Annotated in this window: 19 protein-coding genes; 15 read left to right on the top strand and 4 right to left on the bottom strand. The window is 65.4% G+C overall.

What is annotated here, in order from left to right; genetic code table 11:
- Positions 1 to 402 precede the first annotated feature (402 nt).
- The 13 genes from B047_RS0113895 to B047_RS0113825 all read left to right on the top strand — a co-directional run bounded on the left by B047_RS0113895 (position 403) and on the right by B047_RS0113825 (position 16,531).
- Positions 403 to 2,124, top strand: coding sequence for a hypothetical protein (locus tag B047_RS0113895; RefSeq protein ID WP_018467581.1), 1,722 nt, complete (start codon positions 403 to 405; stop codon positions 2,122 to 2,124).
- Between the two features lie 243 nt (positions 2,125 to 2,367).
- A complete protein-coding gene (locus tag B047_RS0113885) occupies positions 2,368 to 2,691 on the top strand; it encodes a hypothetical protein (RefSeq protein ID WP_018467579.1) in 324 nt (107 codons plus the stop codon).
- A gap of 8 nt (positions 2,692 to 2,699) precedes the next feature.
- Positions 2,700 to 3,179, top strand: a complete 480-nt coding sequence (locus tag B047_RS0113880) for a heme-binding domain-containing protein (RefSeq protein ID WP_018467578.1) — start codon at positions 2,700 to 2,702, stop codon at positions 3,177 to 3,179.
- Between the two features lie 60 nt (positions 3,180 to 3,239).
- Positions 3,240 to 3,899, top strand: a complete 660-nt coding sequence (locus B047_RS0113875; protein ID WP_018467577.1) for a response regulator transcription factor — start codon at positions 3,240 to 3,242, stop codon at positions 3,897 to 3,899.
- Positions 3,886 to 5,124 carry an ATP-binding protein gene (locus tag B047_RS16890; RefSeq protein WP_157205938.1) on the top strand — a complete coding sequence of 413 codons (1,239 nt, stop codon included), beginning with the start codon at positions 3,886 to 3,888 and terminating at the stop codon, positions 5,122 to 5,124. Before B047_RS0113875 ends, B047_RS16890 begins: the two co-directional genes overlap by 14 nt.
- Before the next feature lie 781 nt (positions 5,125 to 5,905).
- Positions 5,906 to 7,252: a DUF5666 domain-containing protein gene (locus B047_RS0113860; protein ID WP_018467574.1), complete on the top strand. Its 1,347-nt coding sequence runs from the start codon at positions 5,906 to 5,908 to the stop codon at positions 7,250 to 7,252.
- 138 nt (positions 7,253 to 7,390) lie between these two features.
- Positions 7,391 to 8,839 carry an aminotransferase-like domain-containing protein gene (locus tag B047_RS0113855; protein WP_018467573.1) on the top strand — a complete coding sequence of 483 codons (1,449 nt, stop codon included), beginning with the start codon at positions 7,391 to 7,393 and terminating at the stop codon, positions 8,837 to 8,839.
- Between the two features lie 26 nt (positions 8,840 to 8,865).
- The gene (eat, locus tag B047_RS0113850) at positions 8,866 to 10,323 is read left to right on the top strand and encodes an ethanolamine permease (protein ID WP_018467572.1); all 1,458 of its coding nucleotides are present in this window, start codon (positions 8,866 to 8,868) and stop codon (positions 10,321 to 10,323) included.
- 153 nt (positions 10,324 to 10,476) lie between these two features.
- Positions 10,477 to 11,853: a glutamine synthetase family protein gene (locus tag B047_RS0113845; RefSeq protein WP_018467571.1), complete on the top strand. Its 1,377-nt coding sequence runs from the start codon at positions 10,477 to 10,479 to the stop codon at positions 11,851 to 11,853.
- Between the two features lie 58 nt (positions 11,854 to 11,911).
- On the top strand, positions 11,912 to 12,682 hold the full coding sequence (locus tag B047_RS0113840) for a glucose 1-dehydrogenase (RefSeq protein WP_018467570.1): 771 nt from the start codon (positions 11,912 to 11,914) through the stop codon (positions 12,680 to 12,682).
- A gap of 5 nt (positions 12,683 to 12,687) precedes the next feature.
- Entirely contained in the window at positions 12,688 to 14,076 is a 1,389-nt protein-coding gene (locus B047_RS0113835; RefSeq protein WP_026234899.1) for an aldehyde dehydrogenase family protein, read from the top strand.
- Complete coding sequence (locus tag B047_RS0113830; protein ID WP_018467568.1) at positions 14,073 to 14,768, top strand: gamma-glutamyl-gamma-aminobutyrate hydrolase; 696 nt, start codon at positions 14,073 to 14,075, stop codon at positions 14,766 to 14,768. Before B047_RS0113835 ends, B047_RS0113830 begins: the two co-directional genes overlap by 4 nt.
- A 68-nt stretch (positions 14,769 to 14,836) precedes the next feature.
- The gene (locus tag B047_RS0113825) at positions 14,837 to 16,531 is read left to right on the top strand and encodes a putative nucleotidyltransferase substrate binding domain-containing protein (RefSeq protein WP_018467567.1); all 1,695 of its coding nucleotides are present in this window, start codon (positions 14,837 to 14,839) and stop codon (positions 16,529 to 16,531) included.
- A gap of 386 nt (positions 16,532 to 16,917) precedes the next feature.
- Here B047_RS0113825 and B047_RS0113820 read toward each other — a convergent pair whose 3' ends face one another.
- From B047_RS0113820 to proB, 3 genes are read right to left on the bottom strand one after another with little or no spacing between them, the layout of a single operon-like run.
- Positions 16,918 to 17,802, bottom strand: coding sequence for a YhjD/YihY/BrkB family envelope integrity protein (locus tag B047_RS0113820; RefSeq protein WP_018467566.1), 885 nt, complete (start codon positions 17,800 to 17,802; stop codon positions 16,918 to 16,920).
- A 19-nt stretch (positions 17,803 to 17,821) separates the two neighbouring features.
- On the bottom strand, positions 17,822 to 19,087 hold the full coding sequence (locus tag B047_RS0113815; RefSeq protein WP_018467565.1) for a glutamate-5-semialdehyde dehydrogenase: 1,266 nt from the start codon (positions 19,085 to 19,087) through the stop codon (positions 17,822 to 17,824).
- Between the two features lie 10 nt (positions 19,088 to 19,097).
- Positions 19,098 to 20,249, bottom strand: a complete 1,152-nt coding sequence (gene proB, locus B047_RS0113810) for a glutamate 5-kinase (RefSeq protein WP_026234897.1) — start codon at positions 20,247 to 20,249, stop codon at positions 19,098 to 19,100.
- 59 nt (positions 20,250 to 20,308) lie between these two features.
- Here proB and truB point away from each other — a divergent pair, with 59 nt between their 5' ends.
- Positions 20,309 to 21,250 carry a tRNA pseudouridine(55) synthase TruB gene (gene truB / locus B047_RS0113805; protein WP_018467563.1) on the top strand — a complete coding sequence of 314 codons (942 nt, stop codon included), beginning with the start codon at positions 20,309 to 20,311 and terminating at the stop codon, positions 21,248 to 21,250.
- Positions 21,251 to 21,626: 376 nt separating this feature from the next.
- The gene (locus B047_RS0113800; protein WP_018467562.1) at positions 21,627 to 23,285 is read left to right on the top strand and encodes a 30S ribosomal protein S1; all 1,659 of its coding nucleotides are present in this window, start codon (positions 21,627 to 21,629) and stop codon (positions 23,283 to 23,285) included.
- Positions 23,286 to 23,525: 240 nt separating this feature from the next.
- Here B047_RS0113800 and rpmB read toward each other — a convergent pair whose 3' ends face one another.
- A complete protein-coding gene (rpmB, locus tag B047_RS0113795) occupies positions 23,526 to 23,822 on the bottom strand; it encodes a 50S ribosomal protein L28 (RefSeq protein ID WP_026234896.1) in 297 nt (98 codons plus the stop codon).
- Between the last annotated feature and the right edge of the window lie 28 nt (positions 23,823 to 23,850).

The raw sequence follows: 23,850 nt of genomic DNA, 5'->3' as shown, positions 1-23,850 counted from the left end.
ACCCTGCCTTTCGCCGAGGGCCCAAAGCCGCCGGCATACCGCAGGGTGATGTTAAAGGAAAGCTCAATTTATCCTAAAAAACCAGTCACAGCCGGCTTTGTCTCCAAAACATCACATCGATCGCGGACTTTTGGGCTCGTAGAGGCTGGCGTTTTCACTGGCATTAAAGGAAGTTAACACACCGAAAATTCAGTCGGAAAGCCTGTCATAATGGGGCCTTGTGAATTTCACCCTTCAGGTCGTCATCAGTCTGGCCTCAAGCTCGGGTATTGGGGTAAAGTTTTTGCGCAAATCGCGAGAAAGCTAAACGCGGCTTTAAGTCCCTCTAAAGGAGGGGCGTCGTCGCCTCATCTATAAATAACGGGCGGAGTTACATTCCGTTACCTCCTTGAGGCCAAGATGATGAATAGCGAACGATCCTCCACTTCCTTTCGGGAGCGCGCAGGGGCCCTTGGGCTGGGCCTGCTGATCGTCCTGCTGGCCGCGTGTACCAGCAGCCCGCAGGGGGGTTACAAGCCACCTGCCCCCACCTCACCGGCTGGAGATGGGGTGCTCATCACCCAGTACGACGCCTGTATCGGGCCCTGCTCGAGCCAGCCCCCCACCACCTGGCGCACCCGTCAGAACATGGTCTACAAGCCGCGCCAGTTTCAGGCTGGGGCCAAGCTCGACCTGGCCAACCCCACCCGCAAGGTGGTGCAGGCCCCCGGCCCCTACGCCGGCTGGGACTACCTGGCCCTCAACGAGGAGCAGGACCTGGAGAGCGAGTTCTACTTGCGCCGCGAGGCCAAGGTGGGCATCGCCCTCTATGGCTCTTTGCCCTCGTGGATGCAAGAACAGGGATGGGTGAAGGAGGGCTCGTTCACCAGCACACCCGCCTACTCCGACTCCGGCTCCCAGCGGGTAGATGTGTACGTGAAGGTGCTCTCCGCCGGCCTCCACCGCTTCGGCAAGTTCGGCAACGTCGCCCCCGCTTTCTTGCTGGCCGAAGCCGATGGCACGCCCTCCAAGCCCCCGGCTTATCCTGCGGGCCTCGAGGAGCCCAGGCCCAACCAGAAGTGCCCGGCTTGGGTCCACGACTCCTACAACGTGCGTGACCCCGATGGGGGATGGCGTCACGGCTGGCATCCCCCCATCGACAGCACCTACTGGTGCTACTTCGACCACGAGCACGGCTCCAAGCCCTTGCCCGAGATTGAAAAGCTCATCAAGGAAGCGGCCTCCGCCTTGAACCAAGGCTATGGCTACGTCGCAGACAAAGCCAACAAGACCGCTTTCTGCACCTCTTGCCACCAGCCCCTCGAGGAGTACCGCGAAGGCAACAAGAACTATAGCTTCTACTGGGAAGGCAACGCCTGGATGGTGAACTTCCACCAGGCCACCGCCCACGACAACATCGCGGTCAATGAGCACCACACCTGGGGTGTCACCATCGCCGATGCCGGCTCGAGGCTGCTGGCCGACGTGCACCTGATGGCCAACACTGGCTACGCCGAAAGCGCCCACGACAACATCAAGATCATCCACCCCAAGGCCAAGCCGCAGCAGGATCCCCGCTACCGCTACGGGGCTCACCGCGGCCTCCCCTTCACCGACCAGCAGGGTTATGGCCCCTACGCCGCCGTAGACCTGAACACCCTTCTCACCAGCGGCAACCGCTCCTATATCACCGTGGACTGGATCCGCCGCTGCGCTCCCCAGCCCCTCATCCGCAACCCCTTCGACCCGTCGGACCCCAACCTCTACCACACCTGCGCTTCCATGCCGGACGTGGGGGGGGCGGGCCTGGACCGCTGGTTCAACATCCCAGGAGGGGATGAGGGCCGGGGCTTCTGTGTGGTCTACAACCGCGACGTAGACCTCACCGACGGCAAGATCGACGGCTACGGCTACACCGACCCGCTGGGGCTCGAATTGCGGCGTCCCACCGATCCCGACGCGGTGCGTCAGTTCGTGCGCCCCGACTTGCCGGGCGGCCAAATCTGCCAGATCACCGAGCTACGCTTCGCCGGTGACGGGTTCAACCTGCAATACTACGGGGTCGCCGCCAACCAAAACAACTCCACCTATCCCTACTACGAGGACGCGGTGAGGCTGGGACGTAGCAAGGGAATCACCAACTAGGTTCTGCTGACATTTAGTAGCAGTAGCCGCTGAGTACTCCGATGGCCAAGAGCCACTCCCGCTATTGCCGCACCCCCCCGCTCTGCCGGAAGAGGGCCGGGGTCTCGCCGTACAGGGTCTGCCCGTCCGGGGCCCGATAGACGTAGCGTAGGCTCGGCGCAGCCTTGCTCATCAGCAACTCGGGGCCGACTGTTAGCGTTTTGTTATACCAGGCCAGCAAAATGTGCCCCGGAGGTAGAGGTTATGCTCAACCTGCTCAAGCGCATCACCCTGGCGACGGTCTTGGTTCTTCTTTCCTTTGGGGCCCTGGCTTCCCCAGACCGCTACCGGGACGATGGCTATGAATACAAGGAGTACAAGCGCTCTGGGTACCTGGAGGTCAAAGGCCGCCTGACACAGTTCAACCCTCAGGCCGGCACGATTAGCCTGAACGGCCAACAATACAACTTAGCCGATAGGGTCTTCTACAAGTACGGTCGACCCAAGGTGGGCGACTACGTAGAGATCAAAGCCTACCGGGAAGGGGGGCGCTGGGTGGTCTACCAAATTGAGGTCAAGTACCGATAAAACCACCTATGCCCTTCGTGAAGAGTTTTCTGGTCGTGCTGGGGTTTGTGGCGCTCCTGGCAGGGGTAGCCCAGATGGTGCCCTACGGACGCGACCACAGCAACCCCCCGGTACAGATCGAGCCGGCCTGGGACAGCCCAAAAACCCGCGAGATGTTCATGTCCGCCTGCGGCGACTGCCACAGCAACCAGACCCGCTGGCCCTGGTACAGCCACATCGCTCCCATCTCCTGGCTGGTGCAGTACGATGTGGAAAAAGGTCGCGCCGAGCTCAATGTCTCGGAGTGGGGCCTGGGGGAAAATGAGGGGGAGGAGGTGGTGGAAGCCGTGCTGGAGGGCTACATGCCCCCGAAGCTCTACACCCTTATGCACCCGGAGGCCCGCTTTACCCCCGAAGAGCTGCAAACCTTCCTGGCCGGGTTGAGGGCGACTTTTGGCAGCGAAGGAGAGGGCGAAGTGCATGAGGAGGAGGAAGAACACGGCGACTAATCGCTCGCCGACTCTACAAAGGTGGGGATTGCCCTTGGGGTAGTTTAGGAGCCAGGTTCCATGCGCATCTTGCTGGTAGAGGACGAACCCGACCTAGGCCAGGCCCTAGCGGCCCTTCTGCGCCAGGAACGCTACGAAGTAAGCTGGGCTACCTGCCTCGAGGAGGCCTACCGCCTTCTGGCCGAGGCCGAGCCCGACCTCTTGGTCTTGGATGTCATGCTGCCCGATGGGGAGAACGCGGGGTTTGAGCTGGCCCGCAAGCTTAGGGATAGCGGCTTCCTGAACCCCATCCTCTTTCTCACCGCGCGCGACAGCCTAGAAGACCGGGTGGAGGGCCTGGATCTGGGTGGGGACGACTACCTGACCAAGCCCTTCGATATCCCTGAGTTCAAGGCCCGGGTGCGGGCCCTGTTGCGGCGCGAAAGCCAGGTCAAGCGAGGCGGGTTTGAACGCGGGCCGCTGCGGGTGGATTTCGTAAACCGGCGGGTCTACTGGGAAGGGCAGGAGATTAACCTGAGCAAGCAGGAATTTGCCCTGCTGGAGGCTTTTGCCCTGTACCCGGAGAAAGTTTTTACCCTAGAGGAGCTTTTAATCAAGTTCTTCCCCGAGGCCACATCGGGGGTTTACGCGGTGCGGATGGGGGTGGCCCGGCTGCGGAACAAGCTTGGGCCAGAGGTGGTGGCAACCGTACCGGGAGGATACCGCCTTGGGGTTTCGTGATCGCTTGCTGCTGGGGCTGGTGTGCTTGGTCTTGGGGGTAGCCGGGCTACAGATGGGGCTGGGCTACTGGAGCTTTAGCCGCTCGCTTGACCAAGACTTCCGCACCGACCTGCAGAAGTATGCCCTTCTGGTGGCGGAGGCCTTGGATCTGCACCAGCCCATCCCCACCCTAAACCCGCAAAAAGTTCCGAGTTTCTCCGGCTACGCGGGGCGCTTCCGCCTGCTGCAACAAGACCGGCTCATTTTCGAAGGCGGCGGCCCCTTCCCCGAACAAGACCCCGACTGGTGGACATACCGGCAGCCCCTATCCAATGGGTATGTGCTCGAGGTCGCCCTGAGCCAAAGCGAGCACAACCGGGCCTTAGGCGAGTACCTGCGCACCGGCGGGCTTACCCTGCTCTTCTCGGTGGGGTTGGCGCTGCTGGTGGCCTGGGGGCTGCGCCTCTATTTGCTGCGGCCCATCCTGCGCCTCGAGCAGGCCACCCATAGCCTGGCCCAGGCCCGCTTCCCCGAGCCCCTGCCGGTACAGGGGCGGGACGAGCTGGCCCGTCTAACCCAAAGTTTCAATCAGATGGTGATAAAAGTACGCCGTGCCCTGGAGCGGGAGCGCAGCTTTACCCGCTACGTCTCCCACGAGCTGCGCAATCCCTTGGCGGCCATCAAGACCACCGCCGAAGCGGTGCGGCTGGGGGCTTTGCCCCCCGAGGCCCTCCACCCGGTGTTGGAGCGCAACCTCGAGCGCGTCGAGCACACCCTAAACGGCCTGCTGGCCCTGGCCCGGGGGCTCGACAGCTATACCGAGGTGGAATTGCCCGAGGTGCTGGAGGCCCTGCTCCGGCGCCTGCCTGAGGAGGCTCGCCAGAGGGTACTGTTCAAAAGCGAGCCGGCGCGGCTCAGACTACCGCAAGAGGCCTTCGAGGCGGCGGTGCAAAACCTGTTGGACAACGCGCTCAAGTACAGCCGTGGAAGGGTCTGGCTCGAGTTTTCCCAAAACCCTCACCCCACCCTCCGGGTGCGCGACGAGGGCCCCGGGGTGCCCGAGGAGGCCCTGGCCCGCCTGGGCGAGCCCTTCTACCGCCCTCACCGGCAGCCGGGAGGGCTGGGCCTGGGCCTGGCCTTTGTGCGGCAGGCCGTAGAGCACATGGGGGGCCGGCTCGAGCTGCGCAACCACCCCCAGGGTGGCTTGGAAGCAACCTTGGTACTTCCAGGGGGTCTTGGTGTTTAGGTTGATGAGCCGCCGTTGGTTACTGGGCTGGCTGCTGGGACTAGCGAGCCTGGCCTGGGCCGATGGAAAGGACAAAGATAAAAAGGGCAGCAACGATAAAGACAAAGATAAAGAGGAAAAAGAGTACAAAAACTCTCACCGAACCCTATACACCGAGGTTAGCCTGGCCCACGATAGAACGGTGGCAACCCGCGCTGGTCAACTCTCCACCGACTCACCTTGGGCTCCTTTCCTGGCCCCAGGCATGTGGTTGCGGGCTGAAGGCGTGTGGCAGGAGAAAACCTTTGTCGCCGATGGCTTGGAAATTATACAACCTACCCGTTTCAGCTACTTCCGGGGACCGGCCCATCTTCTGGGCCTTTCAGGGGGGTGGGTGGAGGCTTGGTACACTTTTGACGGAGCCACGACCAGGCGCTTTGCCCTACGCCAAACCATTCCTGGCCAAGCAGAAGTGCGCTTGCTGGCCTACGCTGGCCCCGAAGGTTGGGTGGCGCTGCCCCCTTCCCTACCTGCACCTCCCAGCGCGGGCCAGGGGTGGTGGCTGGTTGAAGGCCGGCTTCAGGGCCCCAGCCTGATCTGGAAAACCCCCCGGCGTTTTCCCTAAAGCTCAAGCCCAGATTAAGAAGCGTTGCCTTGCTCCATTATGGGTGTGTTATGCGCGCTGTATATCCTTCCCGGCGGAGGTGAAAAGGTGAGGCACAAAGCAGGTTTACTAGCCTTCGTAGGTTTGCTCCTGCTTGCAGCGTGCAGCAATCCCTCTGCGCAGCCCCCCACAGAAAGCGTGAGCTTGAGCGGGGTGGTGGGGCAAGCCGGGGGGCAGCTTACCCTGGGAGGGCTTTCGCTCGACGCCAGCGGGGCCCGTGTGTTAGTGGACGGAGAAGAAGCTACTTCCCAGGCCCTGCAACCGGGGGTGGTGCTGAGCGGGAGCGGTGAGCGTTCTGCAGACCGCATGCGCCTGCGGGAAGTGGAGGTGCAGTACCGGGTGCGCGGGGTGGTGGACGCGGTGGACGTAGCCCAGGGGAGCCTCGAGGTGCTGGGGCTCAAGGTTCAGGTCAACGCCATGACCTACCTCTACGAGGAAAACCCCGACGATACCTACACCCGCCTGACCCTGGCCGACCTCCAACCGGGCGACTACGTCAAGGTGGCCGGGATACCCCAGGACGACGATACCATTGTGGCCACCCGCATCGAGCGTAAGCCCATTGCCCCCACCGACCCCGCCTACAGCCGGGTCTCGCTGCGGGTGCGGGTACGCGACCTGAACACCTCCGCCTTCACCTTCAGCTATGGGCTCAAGACCTACACGGTGAACTACGCCTCGGCCCTGGTGCAGGGCACCCTGCGCGAGGGGGCGATGGTCGAGGTCAAGGGCGCCCAAAGTGGCCAGACCATCCAGGCCAGCAAGGTGCGGGTTTATGGGATGACCAGCCCGGGTACCAAGCTCGAGCTGAGCGGCCCCCTGGCCAACCTGGACGAAACCGCCAAGACCTTCCGGCTCATGGAGTATACGGTGAACTACGCCGGCGCACGGGTCAAGGGCACCCTGCGCGAGGGGGCCTGGGTCAAGGTAGAAGGCAGCCTGAGCAACGGCGTGTTGATGGCTTACGAGGTGGAGGTCAAGTACAGCCACAGCGGCTCGGGCCCCTACACCGGCGAGATCGAAGGCCCCCTGAGCGCCGTGGACACCGCCGCCCTCACCTTGCAGGTAGGCAACCAGACTTTCTGGGCCGATGCGAACACCCTCATCAAGTGGAACGACGCCCAGGGCCAGTTCAGCGACCTGCGGGTAGGCGACTGGGTGGAGGTTAAGTTCGATACCGGCCGCGCCAACAGCGCGGGTCAGGCCTACGCGGTCAAGATTGAGGTCAAGCGGTATGCCGCGACGCCGAGCCGTCCGGTCGAGCTCGAGGGCACCCTCACCCACTTCGACGCGGCGGCCCGCACCTTCCAGGTCAACGGGGTGCAGGTCAGCGTCACCCCCAGCACCCGCTACGAGGTTTACGACAAGCTGGTGACGGCCGAGGCCTTCTTCGGCGCCGACCGCACTGGGGCCCGTGTGGAGGTCAAGGGCTTCCTGAATAGCAGCGGTCTGGAAGCCAGCAAGGTTGAGGTCAAGAAAAAGTAAGGCGCACCCGTACCCAGCGCGGCCTTTGGCCGCGCTGGTTTTATTCGGCCCGGATTGTCCTAGCACAATCTCCCAACTTGTACCTTTCGCCTGTTTTAACCCTGCGCATATAATGCCCTCCATCCAAAGGAGGGCAGTGTGGGCGTGCGGGTCAGGCTGCGGCAGGGCAAACACATGGCTTTGTACCGCCATATCGCCGAGGAGTTCCGCACTCGCATCGCCACCGGCGAGCTGCCCCCCGGCACCCGGCTGCCCACGGTGCGGGCCCTGGCCCGCGAGGTGGGCACCACCCGGCTCACCATCCACAACGCCTACCGCGAGCTGCAAACCGACGGGCTGATTGAGTCGGTGGTGGGACGGGGTACTTTTGTGAGTGCGCAGGCCCAGCCCACCGCACAGCCCAGCTTTAGCGAGCGCTTGGAGCCCGACCTGGTGCTCTCCGACCTGCACCGGTTGCAAAACGCCCGGGTGCTGCACAACCTGGCCCTGGCCGCCGGCGACCCCGAGCTCTTCCCCTATGAGGCCTTCTGGGGCTGCCTGGAGGGCCTGCGCCCCCGGGCCCGGGAGGTCTTCGGCTACGGCTCGGTGATGGGGGAGCCCGAGCTCAGGGTGGCCCTCAGCGAACTGCTTGGGCAGCGCGGCGTGCAGGCCGACCCCGTCGAGGTGTTGGTCACGGTGGGGGGGTTGCAGGGGCTGGCCCTGGTCTGCCGGGCCCTGGCCGAGCCGGGCGAAGAGGTGTTGCTGGAGGAGCCCACCTACCTGGGCCTGCTGGGAATCCTCAAGCAGTTCCGCTTGAAGCCCTTGCCCGTGCCGCTGGACGAAGGCGGCCCCCGGCTGGAGGTGCTCGAGGCCCTTCTGAAGCGGCACCGCCCCCGCTTTTACTACACCATCCCCAGCTACCACAACCCCACCGGGCTGCGCTTCCAGGAGGGGCGGCTGTGGCGGCTCTTGGAGCTTTCGCAGGCCCACGGCTTTAGCCTGGTGGAGGACGACACCCTGGGCCTTCTGAGCTACGAGAAGGTTCCCCCCACCCCGCTTTTGGCCCTGGCGCAAAAGATGGGCCTAGAGGCTCGGGTTGTGCATCTGGCCAGCCTCTCCAAGGTGCTGATGCCGGGGTTACGCATCGGTTACCTGGTGGCGCCCGCGGACTTGCTCGAGCGCTTCACCGCTCTGCACAACGTCTCCGACATCACCGGCCCCCCGCCCCTCTTGCAGCGGGCCACGGCCCAGTTCATCCGCCAGGGCGGCCTCAAGCAACACCTCCGCCAGGTCATTCCCATCTATCAGAAGCGCCGGGATGTGCTGCTACAGGCTCTGAAGCGTCACATGCCCGAAGGCGTGCGCTGGAGCCAGCCCGAGGGAGGGTTCTCTTGTTGGGTGAGCCTGCCCCGGCTTTTCTCCACCCTGGAGCTATACCACCAAGCCCTGGCCCAGGGCGTCGCCCTCACACCCGGGGAGGCCTTCTTGGTGCAGACCAACGAGACCATGCACTTCCGGCTCTGCTTCGGGACCGAGCGGGGTGAGGGGCTGGAGGAGGGGGTGAAAAGGCTGGCACAACTGATTAGGGTGCGGTTTTCATCGGCTTGAGGCAAAAATAGCCTGGAGGTTGGGGAATGGAGAATAGACCCAAGCAGGTGCGCGGGGCGCACTACGTGGACGTAGACAACACCTATCTGGAAAAACGGCGTCTGCGTAAGAGCGCGGGCTGGGTGCTGTTGTGGGGCCTGGGGGTGGGGGCGGTCATCTCGGGCGATTTCTTCGGCTGGAACTTCGGGCTGGCCGCGGGAGGCTTTGGCGGGCTTTTGCTGGCTACCATCGTGGTAGCGGTGATGTATGTGACCATGGTGCTCTCCATCGCCGAGCTCTCCACTGCCCTGCCCCACGCGGGGGGCTTTTACTCCTTTACCCGCAACGCATTCGGCCCCAACTGGGCCTACCTGAACGGGGTTACCGACCTGATCGAGTACGTGATTACCCCGGCGGTGATCGTGGTGGGCATCGCGGGCTACATGAACGCCCTGATTCCGGGGGTACCGGCTTGGATCTGGTGGGCGGTCTTCTATGCCCTATTTGTGGGCATCAACATCCGGGGCACGGCCCTGACGCTCAGGGTTTCGCTCATCGTGACCCTGCTGGCCCTGGGGGTGCTGGTCTTCTTTTACCTGGCGGCGGCTTTCTCCGGGGCCTTCAGCTGGGAGAAGGTTTTCAACATCGTGCCTGCGGAGGGGGGCAGCAGCTTCCTCCCCTTCGGCTGGTACGGGGTCTTTGCCGCCCTACCCTTTGCCATCTGGTTCTATCTGGCCATCGAGCAACTCCCCCTGGCCGCCGAGGAGTCGCATGACGTGGTGCGCGACATGCCCCGGGCGCTCATTCTAGGCATCCTCACCCTTCTGGTGCTCTCGGTGCTGACCCTTGTTTTGAATACCGGCGTGGCGGGTGCTAAGGAAGTGGGGGAGTCGGGCGCGCCACTGGAACTCGGCTTCAAAGCAGTCTTTGGTGATGCGGCGACCAGTACCTTCCTGACGCTCATTGCCATTACCGGCCTGGTGGCCAGCTTCCACGCCATCATCTACGCCTACGGGCGGCTCATCTTTGCGCTCTCGCGGGCCGGCTACCTGCCCACCGGGCTTTCCATCGTGAGCCGCTACCACACCCCGCACTATGCCCTCATTCTGGGGGCGGTGGTGGGCTTCCTGATGTGCGTGCTGATCAGCACCTTCTCAGACAGCGTGGGGGCTGCCTTGCTCAACATGGCGGTCTTCGGCGCGGTGATTTCCTACGCCATGGTGATGTTCGCCTACATCCGCCTGGCCCGCACCCGCCCCGACCTGCCCCGGCCCTACAAGAGCCCGCTGGGCGTACCGGGGGCCTGGGTGGGGGCCATCCTGGCCCTAGTCTGCTTAGCCGCCACCTTTGCGGTGGAGAGCTACCGGCCTGGGGTGGTGGGCACGGCGGTCTTCGTGGTGCTGATGATGGCCTACTACTGGTTCTTTAGCCGTTTCCGCCTGGTGGCCCAGGCCCCCGAGGAGGAAGCCGCGCTCGTTGCCGAGGCCCAGCGGGAGATTCGCTGAGGCTGAGGCGGCTGGCCTGATCGCGATGAAGGCGACGAATCCCTCCATCCCAGCTTTCTTTGCAGGGGAGGCCGGTACCGACGCACATCCTCTGGGGGTGGTTCGCTGCATCGGTGCGGAGGTCTGAGCTTGGAAACGCGACAAGGGGTTTGAATGAACGAGGACGCTGCGAGAAAGCTGAGCCGGCTGTCCCAGGCGGTCAATGCGGGCGAGATCGAGACCGTGCTGGTGGCCTTTCCCGACCACTACGGCCGTCTCATGGGCAAGCGCTTTGAGGCCGAGTTCTTTGTAGAGCAGGTGGCAGAGCACGGCACCCACGGCTGCGACTACCTGCTCACCACGGATATGGAGATGGAGCCGGTACAGGGCTATCGCTTTGCCAACTGGGAGCTGGGCTACGGCGACTTTCACCTGGTGCCCGACCTTTCCACCCTGCGGCCTGCGAGCTGGCTCGAGAAAAGCGCCATCGTGCTGTGCGACCTCGAGGACGAGCGCACCCACGCCCTGGTGGAGGTAGCCCCCCGCACGCTTCTGAAGCGGCAGCTCGAGCGGGCCCGAGCCCTGGGCTATACGGTGATGGCCGCCTCGGAGCTGGAGTACTACCTCTACCAGATTTCTTATCCGGAGGCCCATAAGCAGGGCTACGCCGGGCTCGAGCCCGCCGGCTACTACCTGGAGGACTACCACCTGCTCCAGGGCACCCGCGAGGAGCCCTTCACCGCCGCGGTGCGGCGGCACCTCAAGGCCTCGGGAATCCCGGTGGAGAATTCCAAGGGCGAGTGGGGCCTGGGCCAGCACGAGGTCAATGTGCGCTACGCCGAGGCCCTGGAAATGGCCGACCGGCACGTGCTATTCAAACAGTGCCTCAAGGAAATTGCCGACTCTATGGGCCTCTCGGTAACCTTCATGGCCAAGCCCCACCACGGCCAGGCCGGCTCCTCTTGCCACATCCACCTCTCGCTTTGGAAAGAGGAGCAGAACGCCTTCGCCGGTGAGGAGAGCTACGGGCCGGTTCGGGGGTCTACCGTCTTCGGGCAGTTTCTGGCGGGCTGGATCGCCCACGTGCCCGACCTGATGCCCCTGTACGCCCCCACGGTGAACTCGTACAAGCGCTACGAGGACGGCTCCTGGGCCCCCACCCGGCTGGCCTGGAGCTACGACAACCGCACCGCCGGGTTCCGCGTGGTGGGGCACGGCAGCTCGCTGCGCATCGAGTGCCGCATCGGCGGGGCCGACCTGAACCCCTACCTGGCCCTGGCCGCGGCCCTGGCCTCGGGGCTTGCGGGCCTCGAGCGAAACCTCACCCCACCCCCCATCTTCCAGGGCGACATCTACCAGGCCCGCCACCTGCCCCGCGTACCCTACACCCTGGGCGAGGCGGTGGAGGGCTTCGCGCAGAGCGCCTTTGCCAAAGAGGCCCTGGGCGAGGCCGCCCACGAGCACTACACCCACTTCTTCCGCACCGAGTGGCAGGCCTTCAACCGGGCTGTAACCGACTGGGAGCGCAAGCGCTACTTCGAGCGGATATGAATGGGGCCCCAAACCACTACACCCGATTGAGCGACTTGAGACAACGCTGGAGGTTTTCATGCAACTAGCCGATAAGGTGGCCCTCATCACCGGGGCCGCGAGCGGGATTGGCCTCGAGGCCGCCTTGCTCTTCGCCCGCGAGGGGGCCAAGGTGGTGGCGGTGGACGTCTCGGAAAAAGGCCAGGAGACCGCCGAGCGCATCCGGGCCTCTGGAGGCCAGGCCCACTTCGTGCGGGCCGATGTTTCCAAAGCCGCCGATGCCGAGCGCATGGTGATGGAGGCCGAGCGGGCCTTTGGCCGACTCGACATCCTCTTCAACAACGCCGGCATCTCCCACGCCGAGGACGACGACGCCATCCACACCAGCGAGGCCGTATGGGACCTCACCTTCGCGGTGAACGTGAAGGGGGTTTTTCTGGGCTGCAAGTACGGCATTCCCGCCCTTAGGCGAGCCGGGGGCGGGGTGGTCATCAACACCGCTTCCTTCGTGGCTTTCCTGGGCGCGGCCACGCCCCAGCTGGCCTACACCGCGAGCAAGGGAGCGGTGCTCTCCATGACCCGCGAGCTGGCGGTGATTCACGCCCGCGAGAACATCCGGGTCAACGCCCTCTGCCCCGGGCCCCTGCAGACCGAACTCCTGATGAAGTACCTGGACACCCCGGAAAAGCGCCAGCGCCGCCTGGTGCACATCCCCATGGGCCGCTTCGGCCAGGCCAGCGAAATCGCCCAGGCCGCTTTGTTCCTGGCCAGCCCGGCCTCCTCCTTCATGACCGGGGCGGCCCTGCTGGTAGACGGGGGCATCACCGCAGCCTACGTCACCCCGGAGTGAAGGCCATGCAGATACAAAGAACCATCAGCCCGGTGGACGGGCGTGTGTACGTAGAGCGCGAGCTGGCCGGGCCAGAGGCGCTCGAGCGGGTCCTTGACCGCGCCACCCGGGCCCAGCGGGCTTGGGCCAAGACCCCTTTGGAGGAGCGGCTGGCCATCGTGGAACGCATGGTGGAAACCATGCTGGGGGCCGTAGAGCAGGTCGCCCTGGAGCTCACCTGGCAGATGGGCCGGCCCATCCGCCATAGCCCCAAGGAGATTACCGGCGGTTTTGCCGAGCGGGCCCGCTACATGGCCCGCATCGCCCCGGCGGCCCTCCAGGACATCCCGGCAGAGGCGCTTCCGGGCTTCACCCGCTTCATCCGGCGTGAGCCGCTGGGGGTGGTGCTGGTGCTGGCCCCCTGGAACTACCCCTACCTGACCTCGGTCAACACCATCGTGCCGGCCCTGCTGGCCGGGAACGCGGTGGTGCTCAAGCACTCAGCCCAGACCCCGCTGGTGGCCGAGCGCTACGCCTGGGCCTTCCAGGAGGCCGGGCTGCCCGAGGGGGTCTTCCAGTACCTGCACATGGACCACGACCTGACCGCAAAGGCCATCGCCGACCCACGGGTGGCCTTCGTGGCCTTCACCGGTTCGGTGGCCGGGGGGCGGGCGGTGGAGCGGGCCGCGGCGGGGCACTTCAAGGGGGTGGCCCTCGAGCTCGGCGGCAAGGACCCGGCCTACGTGCGCGAGGACGCCGACCTCGAGCACAGCGTGGTGAACCTGGTAGACGGGGCCATGTTCAACTCGGGCCAGTCCTGCTGCGGGGTGGAGCGCATCTACGTGCACGAAGCGGTGTATGAGCCCTTCGTGGAGGCCTTTGTGGCCGAAACGCTCAAGCTCAGGCTGGGCAACCCCCTAGACCCCGAGACCACCTTAGGCCCCATGGTGCGCGCCGAGGCCGCCGAGTTCGTGCGGGGCCAGATTGCCGAGGCCCTAGCCCAGGGGGCGCAGGCCCTCATCGACCCCCGCCACTTCCCCGCCGACGCGCCGGGCACCCCCTACCTGGCCCCCCAGGTGCTGGTGAACGTGAACCACAACATGCGGGTGATGGTGGAGGAGAGCTTTGGCCCGGTGGTGGGGATTATGAAAGTGCGCAGCGACGAGGAAGCCCTGGCCCTGATGAACGACTCCCCCTACGGCCTCACCGCTTCCATCTGGAGCCAAGACGAAGGGGCCGCTTTGGAGCTGGGGGAGGGCATAGAGACCGGCACGGTCTTCCTCAACCGCTGCGACTACTTAGACCCCGCCCTGGCCTGGACGGGGGTCAAGGAGTCTGGGCGGGGTTGCTCGCTCTCCATTCTGGGCTACGAGCAGCTCACGCGGCCCAAGTCGTATCATCTGCGTAAGCTATGAGGGTTGCTGTTCTGGTCTGCGATGAGCCCCCACCGGGGCTTGAGGGCATTGCGGGCGACTACCCGGCCATGTTCGAGCGGCTTTTGGGCCTCCCCCTCACCCCCTTCGACGTGCGGAAGGGCGCCTACCCCGCGCGGGTGGAAGACTTCGCGGGCTACCTGATTACGGGCTCCCGCGCCTCGGTCTACGACCCATTGCCCTGGATTCTCCCTTTGGAAGACTTTGTGCGGGCGGTGGCGGCCTCGAGGAGCCGGCTGGTGGGGGTCTGCTTCGGGCACCAGATGATCGGGCAGGCCCTGGGGGGGAAGGTGGAGCGCTGGGCAGGGGGCTGGGGGGTGGGGGTGCACCGGTTTTCGGTGTACCAAAAGGCCCCCTGGATGGCACCCCCCCTGGAGGAAGTCCGGCTCATCCTCTCCTGCCAGGACCAGATTACCCAGCTCCCCCCAGGGGCGGAGGTGCTGGGTGGGAGCGCGTTCAGCCCCTACGCCTTTATCCAGGTGGGGGAGAACGTGCTGGGGATGCAGCCCCACCCGGAGTTTCCCAAGGCCTTCGCCGAGGCCCTGCTGGAGCAGCGGCGCGAGCGGGTGGGCGAGGCCCGCTACGCCGAGGCTAAGGCCAGCTTTGCCCTGGAGCCCAGCGCGAAGGAGGTGGCGGGCTGGATCCGGAATTTCCTCGCTACCGGGACTTCTTAAAGCAGTACCCGCCCTTTGACGCGCTTACCGAGGCCGACTGGGCGGGCCTCGAGGGGGCTTTGCGCCGGGTGCGCTTTGAACCGGGGGCCGTGATCCTCTCCCCGGCCCAGCCCGAGGCCGAGGGGCTTTTTGTGGTCTACCGGGGGGCGGTGCGCCTCGAGCAGGACGGGCAGGGGGTAGCCTGGCTCGAGCCCGGCGAGGGTTTTGGCTACCCTTCCCTCTTGGGACAGCAGCCCCCCAGCCTCACCGCACGGGCCGAGGGCGAGGTCGAGTGCTTGCTCCTCGCCAAGGAAGCCTTCCGCCGCCTCCTGGAAAAAGCCGCCTTGGCCCTCTTTTATAGCGCCCGCCTGGCCGAGCGGCTCCGGATGCTGCAGCCCGCGGCCCTGAGCCTCCCCGACCTGGGGCAAGAGGCCCGCGAAGTGGCCGAAGCGGCGGTCTGGCTCGAGGCCGATTCCAGCGTGGCCCAGGCCGCCCGACGCATGCGCGACGCGGGTGTGAGCGCCCTCCTCCTGCGGGCCCCAACCGGCCTGGCCATCCTCACCGACCGCGACCTGCGCAACCGGGTGCTGGCCGAGGAACGCTCCCCAAATACCCCGGCCCTCGCGGTGGCCAGCGCCCCGGCCCGCACCCTCCCTGCCCACACCCCCCTCTACGAAGCCCTGACCTACATGGAGGCCCAGGGCATCCACCACCTGCCCCTGCTGGAGGGGGACAGGGTGGTGGGCCTCCTCACCGACCGGCTCTTTTTGCGCCGCTGGTTGCAGACCCCGCTGGCCCTGCTGCGCCGCCTGGAGCAGGGCGAGGCCGGCCTGCTGGCCGAGTACCGCGAGCAGCTTTACGCCATCGTGCGGCAGATGGTGGCCGCCGGTTTTAGCGTGCAGGCCATCACCCGCCAGGTGAGCCTGCTGAACGACGCCCTGACCCGCAGCCTCCTGCGCCAGGCCGAAGCCCGCTTAGGCCCACCCCCCTGCCCCTACGTCTGGCTGGCGCTGGGCTCCGAGGGCCGCACCGAGCAGGCCCTCCTCACCGACCAGGACAACGCCCTGGCCTACCAAGACCCCCAGGCCCGCCCCTACTTCCAGGCCTTGGCCCAGCAGGTGCTTTCGGGGCTAATAGAGGCCGAGTTTCCCCCCTGCCCGGGGGGCTACATGGCCGACCGCTGGGGCTACGCGCTCCCGGGGTGGATGGCCCACTTCCGGGCCTGGCTCGAGGCCCCCGCGGGGGACGCCTTGCTGGAGGCCCAGATTTTCCTGGACTTCCGCGCGGTGGCCGGGGGGCTTTCTTTAGAACCCCTGCACGGCTTCCTGCGCCAGGCCGCCCAGAGCCGACCCTTCCTCACCGCCCTGGCCCGCTCGGCCCTGGTCTTTACCCCGCCGCTGGGGTTTTGGGGGCGCATCCACTGGGAGGAGGGGCAGGTCAACCTGAAGAAAGGGGGGATTGCCGCTATTGTGGCGCTGGCGCGGGTGTATGGGCTCGAGGCCGGCGCTCTAGCCCGCCCCACCCTGGAGCGCCTGCGGGCCGCCGCAGAAGCCCAGCTCATCCCCAAAGACGAGGCCGAAGACCTAAGCGAGGCCTTCCTGTTCCTCTCCCACCTGCGCCTCAAGCACCAGCTGGGGGCCCTCGAGCGGGGAGAGCCCCCCTCCAACCGGGTGGCCCAGCCCTCCCTCAGCCCGCGGGAAGAACAGATGCTGCGGCAGGTCTTCCTGCGCATTCGCCAGGCCCAGCAGGCGTTGGCGGGGCGGTTTAGACTACAAACCCTATGATAAGAGTTTGACCCAATTTGGGACGGGGCTTTTCAACCGAAAGCTTGGTCGGTAAGACGAAAACATACGCTGCTCCCAGATTTTTGCGCAGTTCGCCGGGGTTCTCCAACGGCATCAAAACCCCAGTCGGGTGAGGGTTGGGCTGGCTTGCAACCACAAGATGGGGATGTACCGGTATGGTATAGCTACTCCAAAATGCGGATACCTGCCGGGACTTTTTCGAAGTGGCTGGTTGGAAATCGGCGGCTAAACGGCACTTTGGCTCAGAATTCAAACTCTTGCTTGATAAAAACCCGACAACTCCTATCCACATTTGCGCTGCACGCGCTGCAGCGCAAATTACTCAAGCAAGAGGCAGCTGTAGACGGCATTCGTGGGAACCGCTCTCACTCCGAGAGCCCTCGAGCCAGCACCGCTCCTACCAGCAAGATCCACATGGTGAGGTAAAAACCCACCAGCGCCAGCAAGAAGCCGGCGATGGGACCGTAGAGCAGCTCGTAATACTGCGCCCTGGGCAAAAGCAGCGGCAGGCCCAGCCGCATCCCGTCCCAAGCCAGCGCCGCCACCGAGGCGGCCACCACCGCCGCCCCCAGGCGCGGGGCGGGCAGCGGCAACAGGACATAGGTCAGCAGGAAGAGCACGAAGGCCCCGATCAGGGGAAGGGCCACCTCGAGTCCCCCCCGCAACATGCCCAGCTCAGGGGGCAGGTAGCGCAGCAGGAAGGACAGGGCCAGCCCTCCCAGGGCCAGCAGGATCAGGGCCAGGCCCAGCATCAGCGGGGCCAGGAGCGCCAGCACCCTCGAGCGCACGTAGCGCCAGGAGCGCTGCGCCAGCCGCAGCAGTTTCTGAGCGGTCATAGGGATATGGCCTTCTGCCGGGCTTGGCGGCTCGCTTTGCTGCAAGTTGGGCGCGAGCCCGCCGAAGATGAGGCTCAGGGCGTAGGCCAGCGCGGCGAAGAAGTTGCTCGAAGCCCACAGCAAGACCACCAAACTCCCCAGCGTAATCGAGAAAGCGCCCCGGGTGAGGAAACTCACCAGGCCACCGGCGAGCTCGGGCTCGGTGGGCAGCAAGTAGACCGTCAGCTCGACCAGGCGCAGCAGAAAAGCGCTCCTCAGGTCCTCGTTGCCCGAGAGCACGAAGCCGAAAACCCCCACCAGCAAGAACAACAGGGGCATCAAGCTGAACAGGGCGTAATAGGCCAGGGCCGCCGCGAAAAAGGGGAGGTGGGCGTCGGTGTAAGCCCGGTACATCCGGGAGAGCCAGGGGTTCATGACCTACAGCGCCCCAAGCTCACTCCCGCACCTGCCCGCTGCCCAGGGCGATCCACTTGGTGGTGGTCAGCTCACGCACCCCCATCACCCCGTAGGCGTGGAGCTTGCTGGTGGAGATGCCGATCTCGGCCCCCAGTCCCAGCTGGAAGCCGTCGTTGAAGCGAGGCGAGGCGTTGAGGAGGACCAAGGAGGCGTCTACCTCGCGCAGGAAGCGCATGGCGTGGGCGTGGTTATTGGTGCAGATGACTTCGGTGTGGCGAGAACCGTAACGGGCGATGTGGGCGAGGGCTTCCTCGAGCGTGTCCACTACCTTGAGGGTGAGGATGAGGTCGAGGTATTCGGTGCGCCAGTCTTCCTCGCTGGCCACCTTTACCCTGGGCAGGATCTGGCGCGTGCGCTCACAGCCGCGCAGTTCGACCCCGGCTTGGCTCATGGCCGCCTCGAGCCGGGGCAGGAACTCGGATGCGATGGAGGCGTGGACCAGGACCTTCTCCAGGGCGTTGCAGGTGCTGGGCCGCTGAACCTTGCCGTTGAGGGCGATATCCACGGCCTTATCCAGCGCCGCACCCTCATCGACGAAGAGGTGGTTGACCCCCTCGGCGTGGGCCAGCACCGGCATGCGGGCCTCGCGCTGCACGAGTTCGATGAGCTCCTTGCCCCCGCGGGGGATGATCAGGTCCAGCAAGCCCCCTAAGTGGCACATCTCGAGGATGGCCGAGCGGTCGGTGGTGGGCACGAGCTGGATGGCCTCCCCCGGCAAGCCCACCTCCCAAAGCGAATCCTGCAGCAGTCGCACCAGCGCCTCGTTGGAGCGGAAGGCCTCCTTGCCCCCGCGCAGCACGATGGCATTCCCCGCCTTCAGGCTCAGGGCGCTGGCCTCTACCGTGGCGTTGGGGCGCGACTCGTAGATGAAGCCGATCACCCCCAACGGCACGCGCATCCGGCCTACCTGGAGCCCGTTGGGGCGTAAGGAGAGCCCCTCGATCTCCCCCACCGGGTCAGCCATCTCGGCCACCTGGCGCAGGCCCGTCACCAAGTCGTCGCGCACCCTGGGGGTGAGCCTCAGGCGGTCCAGCTTGGCCCTGGAGAGCCCGGCGGCCTCGGCAGCCTCGAGGTCCTGCCGGTTGGCAGCCTCGAGGAGCGCCCAGTCGCTTTGCAGCCGTGCCGCCGCCCGCCGCAGGGCTTCGGCCTTGGCCGCCGGAGAAGCGCTGGCCAGAACCCGCGCAGCCTGCCTGGCGCTTTGCGCCATCCGCACGATGACGCCGTGTTCAATCTCCCCGATCATGCCCTCGAGTCTACCCGAAGCCTCCAGCGGCCAGCTCGCTGGCGAGGGCGAAGTAGTCGCGATGGATCACCTCGTCGGAGTGCTTGTAGCCCAGGATGGCCTCGAGGTCGCGGGTCTTGGCCCCCTTGATGCGCTCAATCTCGGCGGAACTGTAGTTGACCAGGCCCACCCCTACCAGCTTGCCCCTCGGATCAAGGCAGCGCACCGCCTCCCCCACCCCGAAGCTGCCCCTCACCCCGCGAATCCCCGCGGGCAGCAGCGAGGCCCCGTCCTCGCGCAGGGCCCTGGCGGCCCCGGCATCCACTAAGATCTCCCCGGCAGGTTTGGGAAGCTGGGAGAGCCAGAGCTTCTGCCCGCTGTAGCGACGCTCTCCCGCCGCGAAGAAGGTGCCCACCGGCTCACCCTGCAAGGCCTGGAGCACGACCCCCGGGCGGGTGCCCGGCAACAACAGCATGGGGATCCCGGCAGCCTGGGCCTTCTCGGCGGCCAGCAGCTTGCTGCGCATGCCTCCGGTCCCGACCTGGTTGGGGTTGTCCCCGGCCATCCTGAGCACCTCGGCATCCACCTTTTCCACGTAGGGCACCGGACGGGCCCGGGGATCGTGGCGCGGATCGGCGTCGAAGAGCGCTTCGATGTCGGAGAGGATGATCAGCAAGTCGGCCGCTATCAGCGAGGCGATGAGGGCCGAGAGCTGGTCGTTGTCGCCGAACTTGATCTCCTCCACCATCACCGTGTCGTTTTCGTTGATTACCGGCACGATGCCCCACTCCAGCAGGGTCTTGAGGGTGTGACGGGCGTTGAGGTAGCGGTGGCGGTGGGCCAGGTCCTCGGCGGTGAGCAAGACCTGAGCCACCTTGAGGTCGTACCAGGCGAAAGCCTGCTCCCACAGTTGCAGCAGCGCCGGCTGCCCCACCGCCGCTGCTGCCTGCTTGCCGGGCATGGTGCGCGGGCGCTGCGTCAGGCCCAGCCGGGCCATGCCCATAGCCACAGCCCCCGAGGAAACCAGCACCACTTCCCGCCCTTCCCGGCGCAAAGCGGCGACCTGTTCGGCGATGGCCAGCAGCCTCCTGCGCCCCTCTTTGCCGCTCAACACCGCGCTGCCCACCTTGAGCACCAACCGGCGGTAAGGTGGTGAGGTAAGCGGGACTCGAGCCCTCTGCATGCCGGATTTAGCATAGCGAATCCGCCAGTGGCTTTCAGCCGCTTATAATCCCTAATCGCATGGCGCTATATGCCGTGGACAAACCCCTTGGCCTCACCTCGCACGACGTGGTGGACTTGGCCCGTCGCCGCCTGAACACGCGCCGGGTGGGCCACACCGGAACCCTCGACCCGCTGGCTTCGGGCGTGCTGATCCTGGCCAGCGAGGCCTCGACCAAGCTCGTACCCTACCTTTCCGCCGAGGACAAGGAATACCTGGCCTGGGTGTCCTTCGGGGCCACCACGCCCACCCTCGATGCCGAGGAACCCCCGACGCAGGTCGAGCCCGTGCGTTTCGGGCGAAAGGACCTCGAGGCCGCCCTACCCTACTTTCTGAGCCTATCCGAGCAGCTCCCCCCCGCCTATTCAGCCGTCAAGGTAGGGGGGGTGCGGGCTTACGAGGCCGCCCGCAAAGGGCACGAACTCGAGCTCACCCCCCGGCCGGTGCGCTACGTCAGCCTGGAGCTCTTGGCCTTCGACCCGGCCCCCAGGCCCTACCGCATCGGGCCGACCGTCAACGGCTGGAGCTTGCAGGAAAAGGGCCGGATGGTCGAGCTGCCCAGGCTCAGCGGCGCATTCCCCACCGCGGTGATCCGGGTGGTGGTGGGCTCAGGCACCTACATTCGCTCCTTCGCCCGCGACCTGGGCGAACGCCTGGGCAGCAAGGCCTTTCTGTCCGGCCTGGTGCGCACGCGGGTGGGCAGCGTGGGCCTCGAGCGCTGCCAGGACCCCCGCGAGATCGACCCCAAGCAAACGCTGGGCGAACTCGAGGCCCTCTCCTGCCCGGTGGTCGAGCTCTCCCACGCCGAGGCGCGGAAAGTGCTCGAGGGCATCCCCCTGCCCATCCCCGCGCGGGGCATCGTGGCCCTGGTAGACCGTCAGCGCCGGCTGCTGGCCATCGCCGAGGGCGACGGGTTCAAGCTCAAGATCCGGCGGGTGTTCAAGGGCGGAGGGGGGGCCTGAGGATCGGCTGCTGCGTGCCCGTGGGCAACCCGCCCCAATTTCGTGAGCCGACTTCCCATCTGATACCAGATTCGGTTAGTTCGTCACCGAATGGTGACGAACTAACCCGACCGAAGGGAGTGCTCTAGGATTCAAAAAGATAGCCCCTGGGTTTTTGGTTTTGAAGAGTATCTTTTTGAATCCGGTATGAACCGACGTTCTCGAGGGATTTTGGTTGGACAAAAGGCCTGGCGATGTGTTATAACGGACAAGTATGTCCTCGTAAGTCCCCCAGAGGCTTCTACGGAGGGCAGCCCGTCGCGCAGACTACCCCACCCGAGCCCACACAGAGCTGGGCAGGGTTTTTGGCGCGACAAAGGTTGGAGGAAACAGGCGGATGGAAGACAAGGCAACCCAGACCCCGGCCCAAGCCGGAAACCCAGAAGTATTTAGCATGGAGCAGGCCCTCCAGGACGCGGAGGCCCGGCTCGAAAAGACCGTTCAGCGCGGCCAGGTGATCACCGGAACCGTGGTGTTCAAGACCAACGACGGCTTCATGGTGGACATCGGCACCCGCACTGAAGGGATCATCCCTTTCAACCAGCTCACCGAAGCCAGCCTACCCCAGGAGGAGTTGGAGAAGCTCCTCAAGCCCGGCGATCAGGTCACGGTCTACGTGGTGCGCGCCGACCTGGAAAGCGGACAGATCATCCTTTCCAAGAAGCGTGCCGAGGCCGACCAATCGTGGGTCAGGCTCCAGGAGCTCTTCGAGAAGGGCGAGCCCGTGGTCGTTCAGGTCCAGGAGAAGGTCAAAGGGGGTCTGGTGGCGCTGATCGAAGGCGTACGGGCCTTTCTTCCCGCCTCGCAAGTCGACCTGCGCCGCACGCCTGAGCTCGACGAATACGTAGGCCAGAGCATCGCGGTCAAGATCATCGAGCTCAACCGCAAGAAGGGCCGCGTGATCCTCTCGCGCCGGACCATCCTCGAGGAGGAGCAGAAGAAGCTGCGCTCGAGTCTGCTCTCCAGCCTCCAGGAAGGACAGGAGGTCGAGGGGCAGGTGGTCGAGGTCACCGAGTTCGGCGTCTTCGTGGCGCTGGGCGGCGTCGATGGCCTGGTGCACCGCTCGGAGATCACCTGGGGCCGCTTCACCCACCCCCGCGAGGTCATCTCCAAGGGCCAGACCGTCCGGGCCAAGGTGCTCTCGGTGGATGCCGAGCGTGAGCGGGTCAACCTCTCGATCAAGGCGCTGGTGTCGGACCCCTGGATCAGCGTCAGCGAGAAGTACCCCATCGGCTCGCGCGTGAGCGGCAAGGTGGTGGGCCTGACCCAGTTCGGGGCCTTCGTGGAAGTGGAGCCGGGGCTCGAGGGCCTGATCCACGTCAGCGAGCTCTCCTGGACCAAGCGTCCCAAGCACCCCTCGGAGATCCTCAAGGAGGGCCAGGAGGTCGAAGCCGTGGTGCTGCGCATCGACCCCGAGGAGCGCCGCCTGAGCCTGGGCCTGCGCCAGACCCAGCCCGACCCCTGGAAGACCCTCCCCGATCGCTACCCGCCGGGCACTCCCATCAAGGGCAAGGTGACCGGCCTGACCGAGTTCGGCGTGTTCGTGGAGGTCGAGCCCGGCATCGAGGGCCTGATCCACGTCTCCGAGCTCGACCACACCCGCATCGAGAAGCCCTCCGAGGTCTTTAAGAAGGGCGACGAGGTCGAGGCTGTGATCCTCAACATCGACCCCGTCGAGCAGCGTGTTTCGCTCTCGCGCAAGCGCCTGCTGCCGCCCCCTGTTCCCAGCGAACTGGGCGAGGAAGACCGGCCCCGCCGTGGCGCAGGCGCTGCCCGCGAAGGCCGCTCCGAGCAACGCGCCGGCGCCAGCAAGCGCAAGAAGGGCCCCCGCGAGGGCCGTGCTCGCGAGCGCGACTACGATATGAGCGGCATCGATGCCGGCGGCATCGGATCCTACTCCTCCGGCGAGACTTCTTCGGCCAGCGTCAAGCTGGGCGACATGTTCGGCGACCTGCTCAACCAGCTCAACCTCGAGGAAGAGGCCGAGAAGAAGTAAGCGCGGTTCCCACGAATACCCGGCACGGCAAAACCCGCCGTGCCGGGTATATTATACCGGATTCAAAAAGATAATCACCCAAACCAAAGACCTTCAGAGGCTATCTTTTTGAATCCCAGAGCACTCCCTTCGGTCGACCGCCCCGCCTTGGCGGGGCGGCGTCCCCATTCGGGAACGAGCGGACCGAACCCGGTATAAAAGGACCAACGGCCCCTGGGGGGCCATTGGTCTCGAGCGGGCTCAGAGCAGGGAGAGCAGCTTGTTCTTGACCTGCTTGGCATCGAGGCCCTTGAGGTTCATGCCCTTGGAGCGCTCGACGAGCTCGTAGACCTTGTGCACGTGGGTGGTGGCCACCTTGAAGGTGATGCTGTGCTCGCCGACCTGCACGGTGACTTTGCGCAGGTTGGGGGTCTGCCAGCGCTTGGAGATCCCGGTGGTCTTCTTGCCCACGCCGCCATCGGCCTTGGCCTTACCACGGCGGATGACGCTGTTGACCACCATGGGGCGCTTGCCGCTGATTTCACAAACTCTCGACATTGCTTTCCTCCGGCTTAAGCTGGCCCTG

It is taken from the genome of Calidithermus timidus DSM 17022 (assembly GCF_000373205.1).
GTDB classification, from domain to species: Bacteria; Deinococcota; Deinococci; order Deinococcales; family Thermaceae; genus Calidithermus; species Calidithermus timidus.
Note: the sequence above shows the minus strand (reverse complement) of the source record. Positions and strands in the feature narration are given on the sequence as shown.

What these genes read in the sequence shown, in the direction of transcription:
- B047_RS0113895 (WP_018467581.1), top strand. Translation starts at nt 403, where the DNA reads ATGAATAGCGAACGATCCTCCACTTCCTTTCGGGAGCGCGCAGGGGCC.
- B047_RS0113885 (WP_018467579.1), top strand. Translation starts at nt 2,368, where the DNA reads ATGCTCAACCTGCTCAAGCGCATCACCCTGGCGACGGTCTTGGTTCTT.
- B047_RS0113880 (WP_018467578.1), top strand. Translation starts at nt 2,700, where the DNA reads ATGCCCTTCGTGAAGAGTTTTCTGGTCGTGCTGGGGTTTGTGGCGCTC.
- B047_RS0113875 (WP_018467577.1), top strand. Translation starts at nt 3,240, where the DNA reads ATGCGCATCTTGCTGGTAGAGGACGAACCCGACCTAGGCCAGGCCCTA.
- eat (WP_018467572.1), top strand. Translation starts at nt 8,866, where the DNA reads ATGGAGAATAGACCCAAGCAGGTGCGCGGGGCGCACTACGTGGACGTA.
- B047_RS0113845 (WP_018467571.1), top strand. Translation starts at nt 10,477, where the DNA reads ATGAACGAGGACGCTGCGAGAAAGCTGAGCCGGCTGTCCCAGGCGGTC.
- B047_RS0113840 (WP_018467570.1), top strand. Translation starts at nt 11,912, where the DNA reads ATGCAACTAGCCGATAAGGTGGCCCTCATCACCGGGGCCGCGAGCGGG.
- B047_RS0113835 (WP_026234899.1), top strand. Translation starts at nt 12,688, where the DNA reads ATGCAGATACAAAGAACCATCAGCCCGGTGGACGGGCGTGTGTACGTA.
- B047_RS0113830 (WP_018467568.1), top strand. Translation starts at nt 14,073, where the DNA reads ATGAGGGTTGCTGTTCTGGTCTGCGATGAGCCCCCACCGGGGCTTGAG.
- B047_RS0113820 (WP_018467566.1), bottom strand. Translation starts at nt 17,802, where the DNA reads ATGAACCCCTGGCTCTCCCGGATGTACCGGGCTTACACCGACGCCCAC.
- B047_RS0113815 (WP_018467565.1), bottom strand. Translation starts at nt 19,087, where the DNA reads ATGATCGGGGAGATTGAACACGGCGTCATCGTGCGGATGGCGCAAAGC.
- proB (WP_026234897.1), bottom strand. Translation starts at nt 20,249, where the DNA reads ATGCAGAGGGCTCGAGTCCCGCTTACCTCACCACCTTACCGCCGGTTG.
- truB (WP_018467563.1), top strand. Translation starts at nt 20,309, where the DNA reads ATGGCGCTATATGCCGTGGACAAACCCCTTGGCCTCACCTCGCACGAC.
- B047_RS0113800 (WP_018467562.1), top strand. Translation starts at nt 21,627, where the DNA reads ATGGAAGACAAGGCAACCCAGACCCCGGCCCAAGCCGGAAACCCAGAA.
- rpmB (WP_026234896.1), bottom strand. Translation starts at nt 23,822, where the DNA reads ATGTCGAGAGTTTGTGAAATCAGCGGCAAGCGCCCCATGGTGGTCAAC.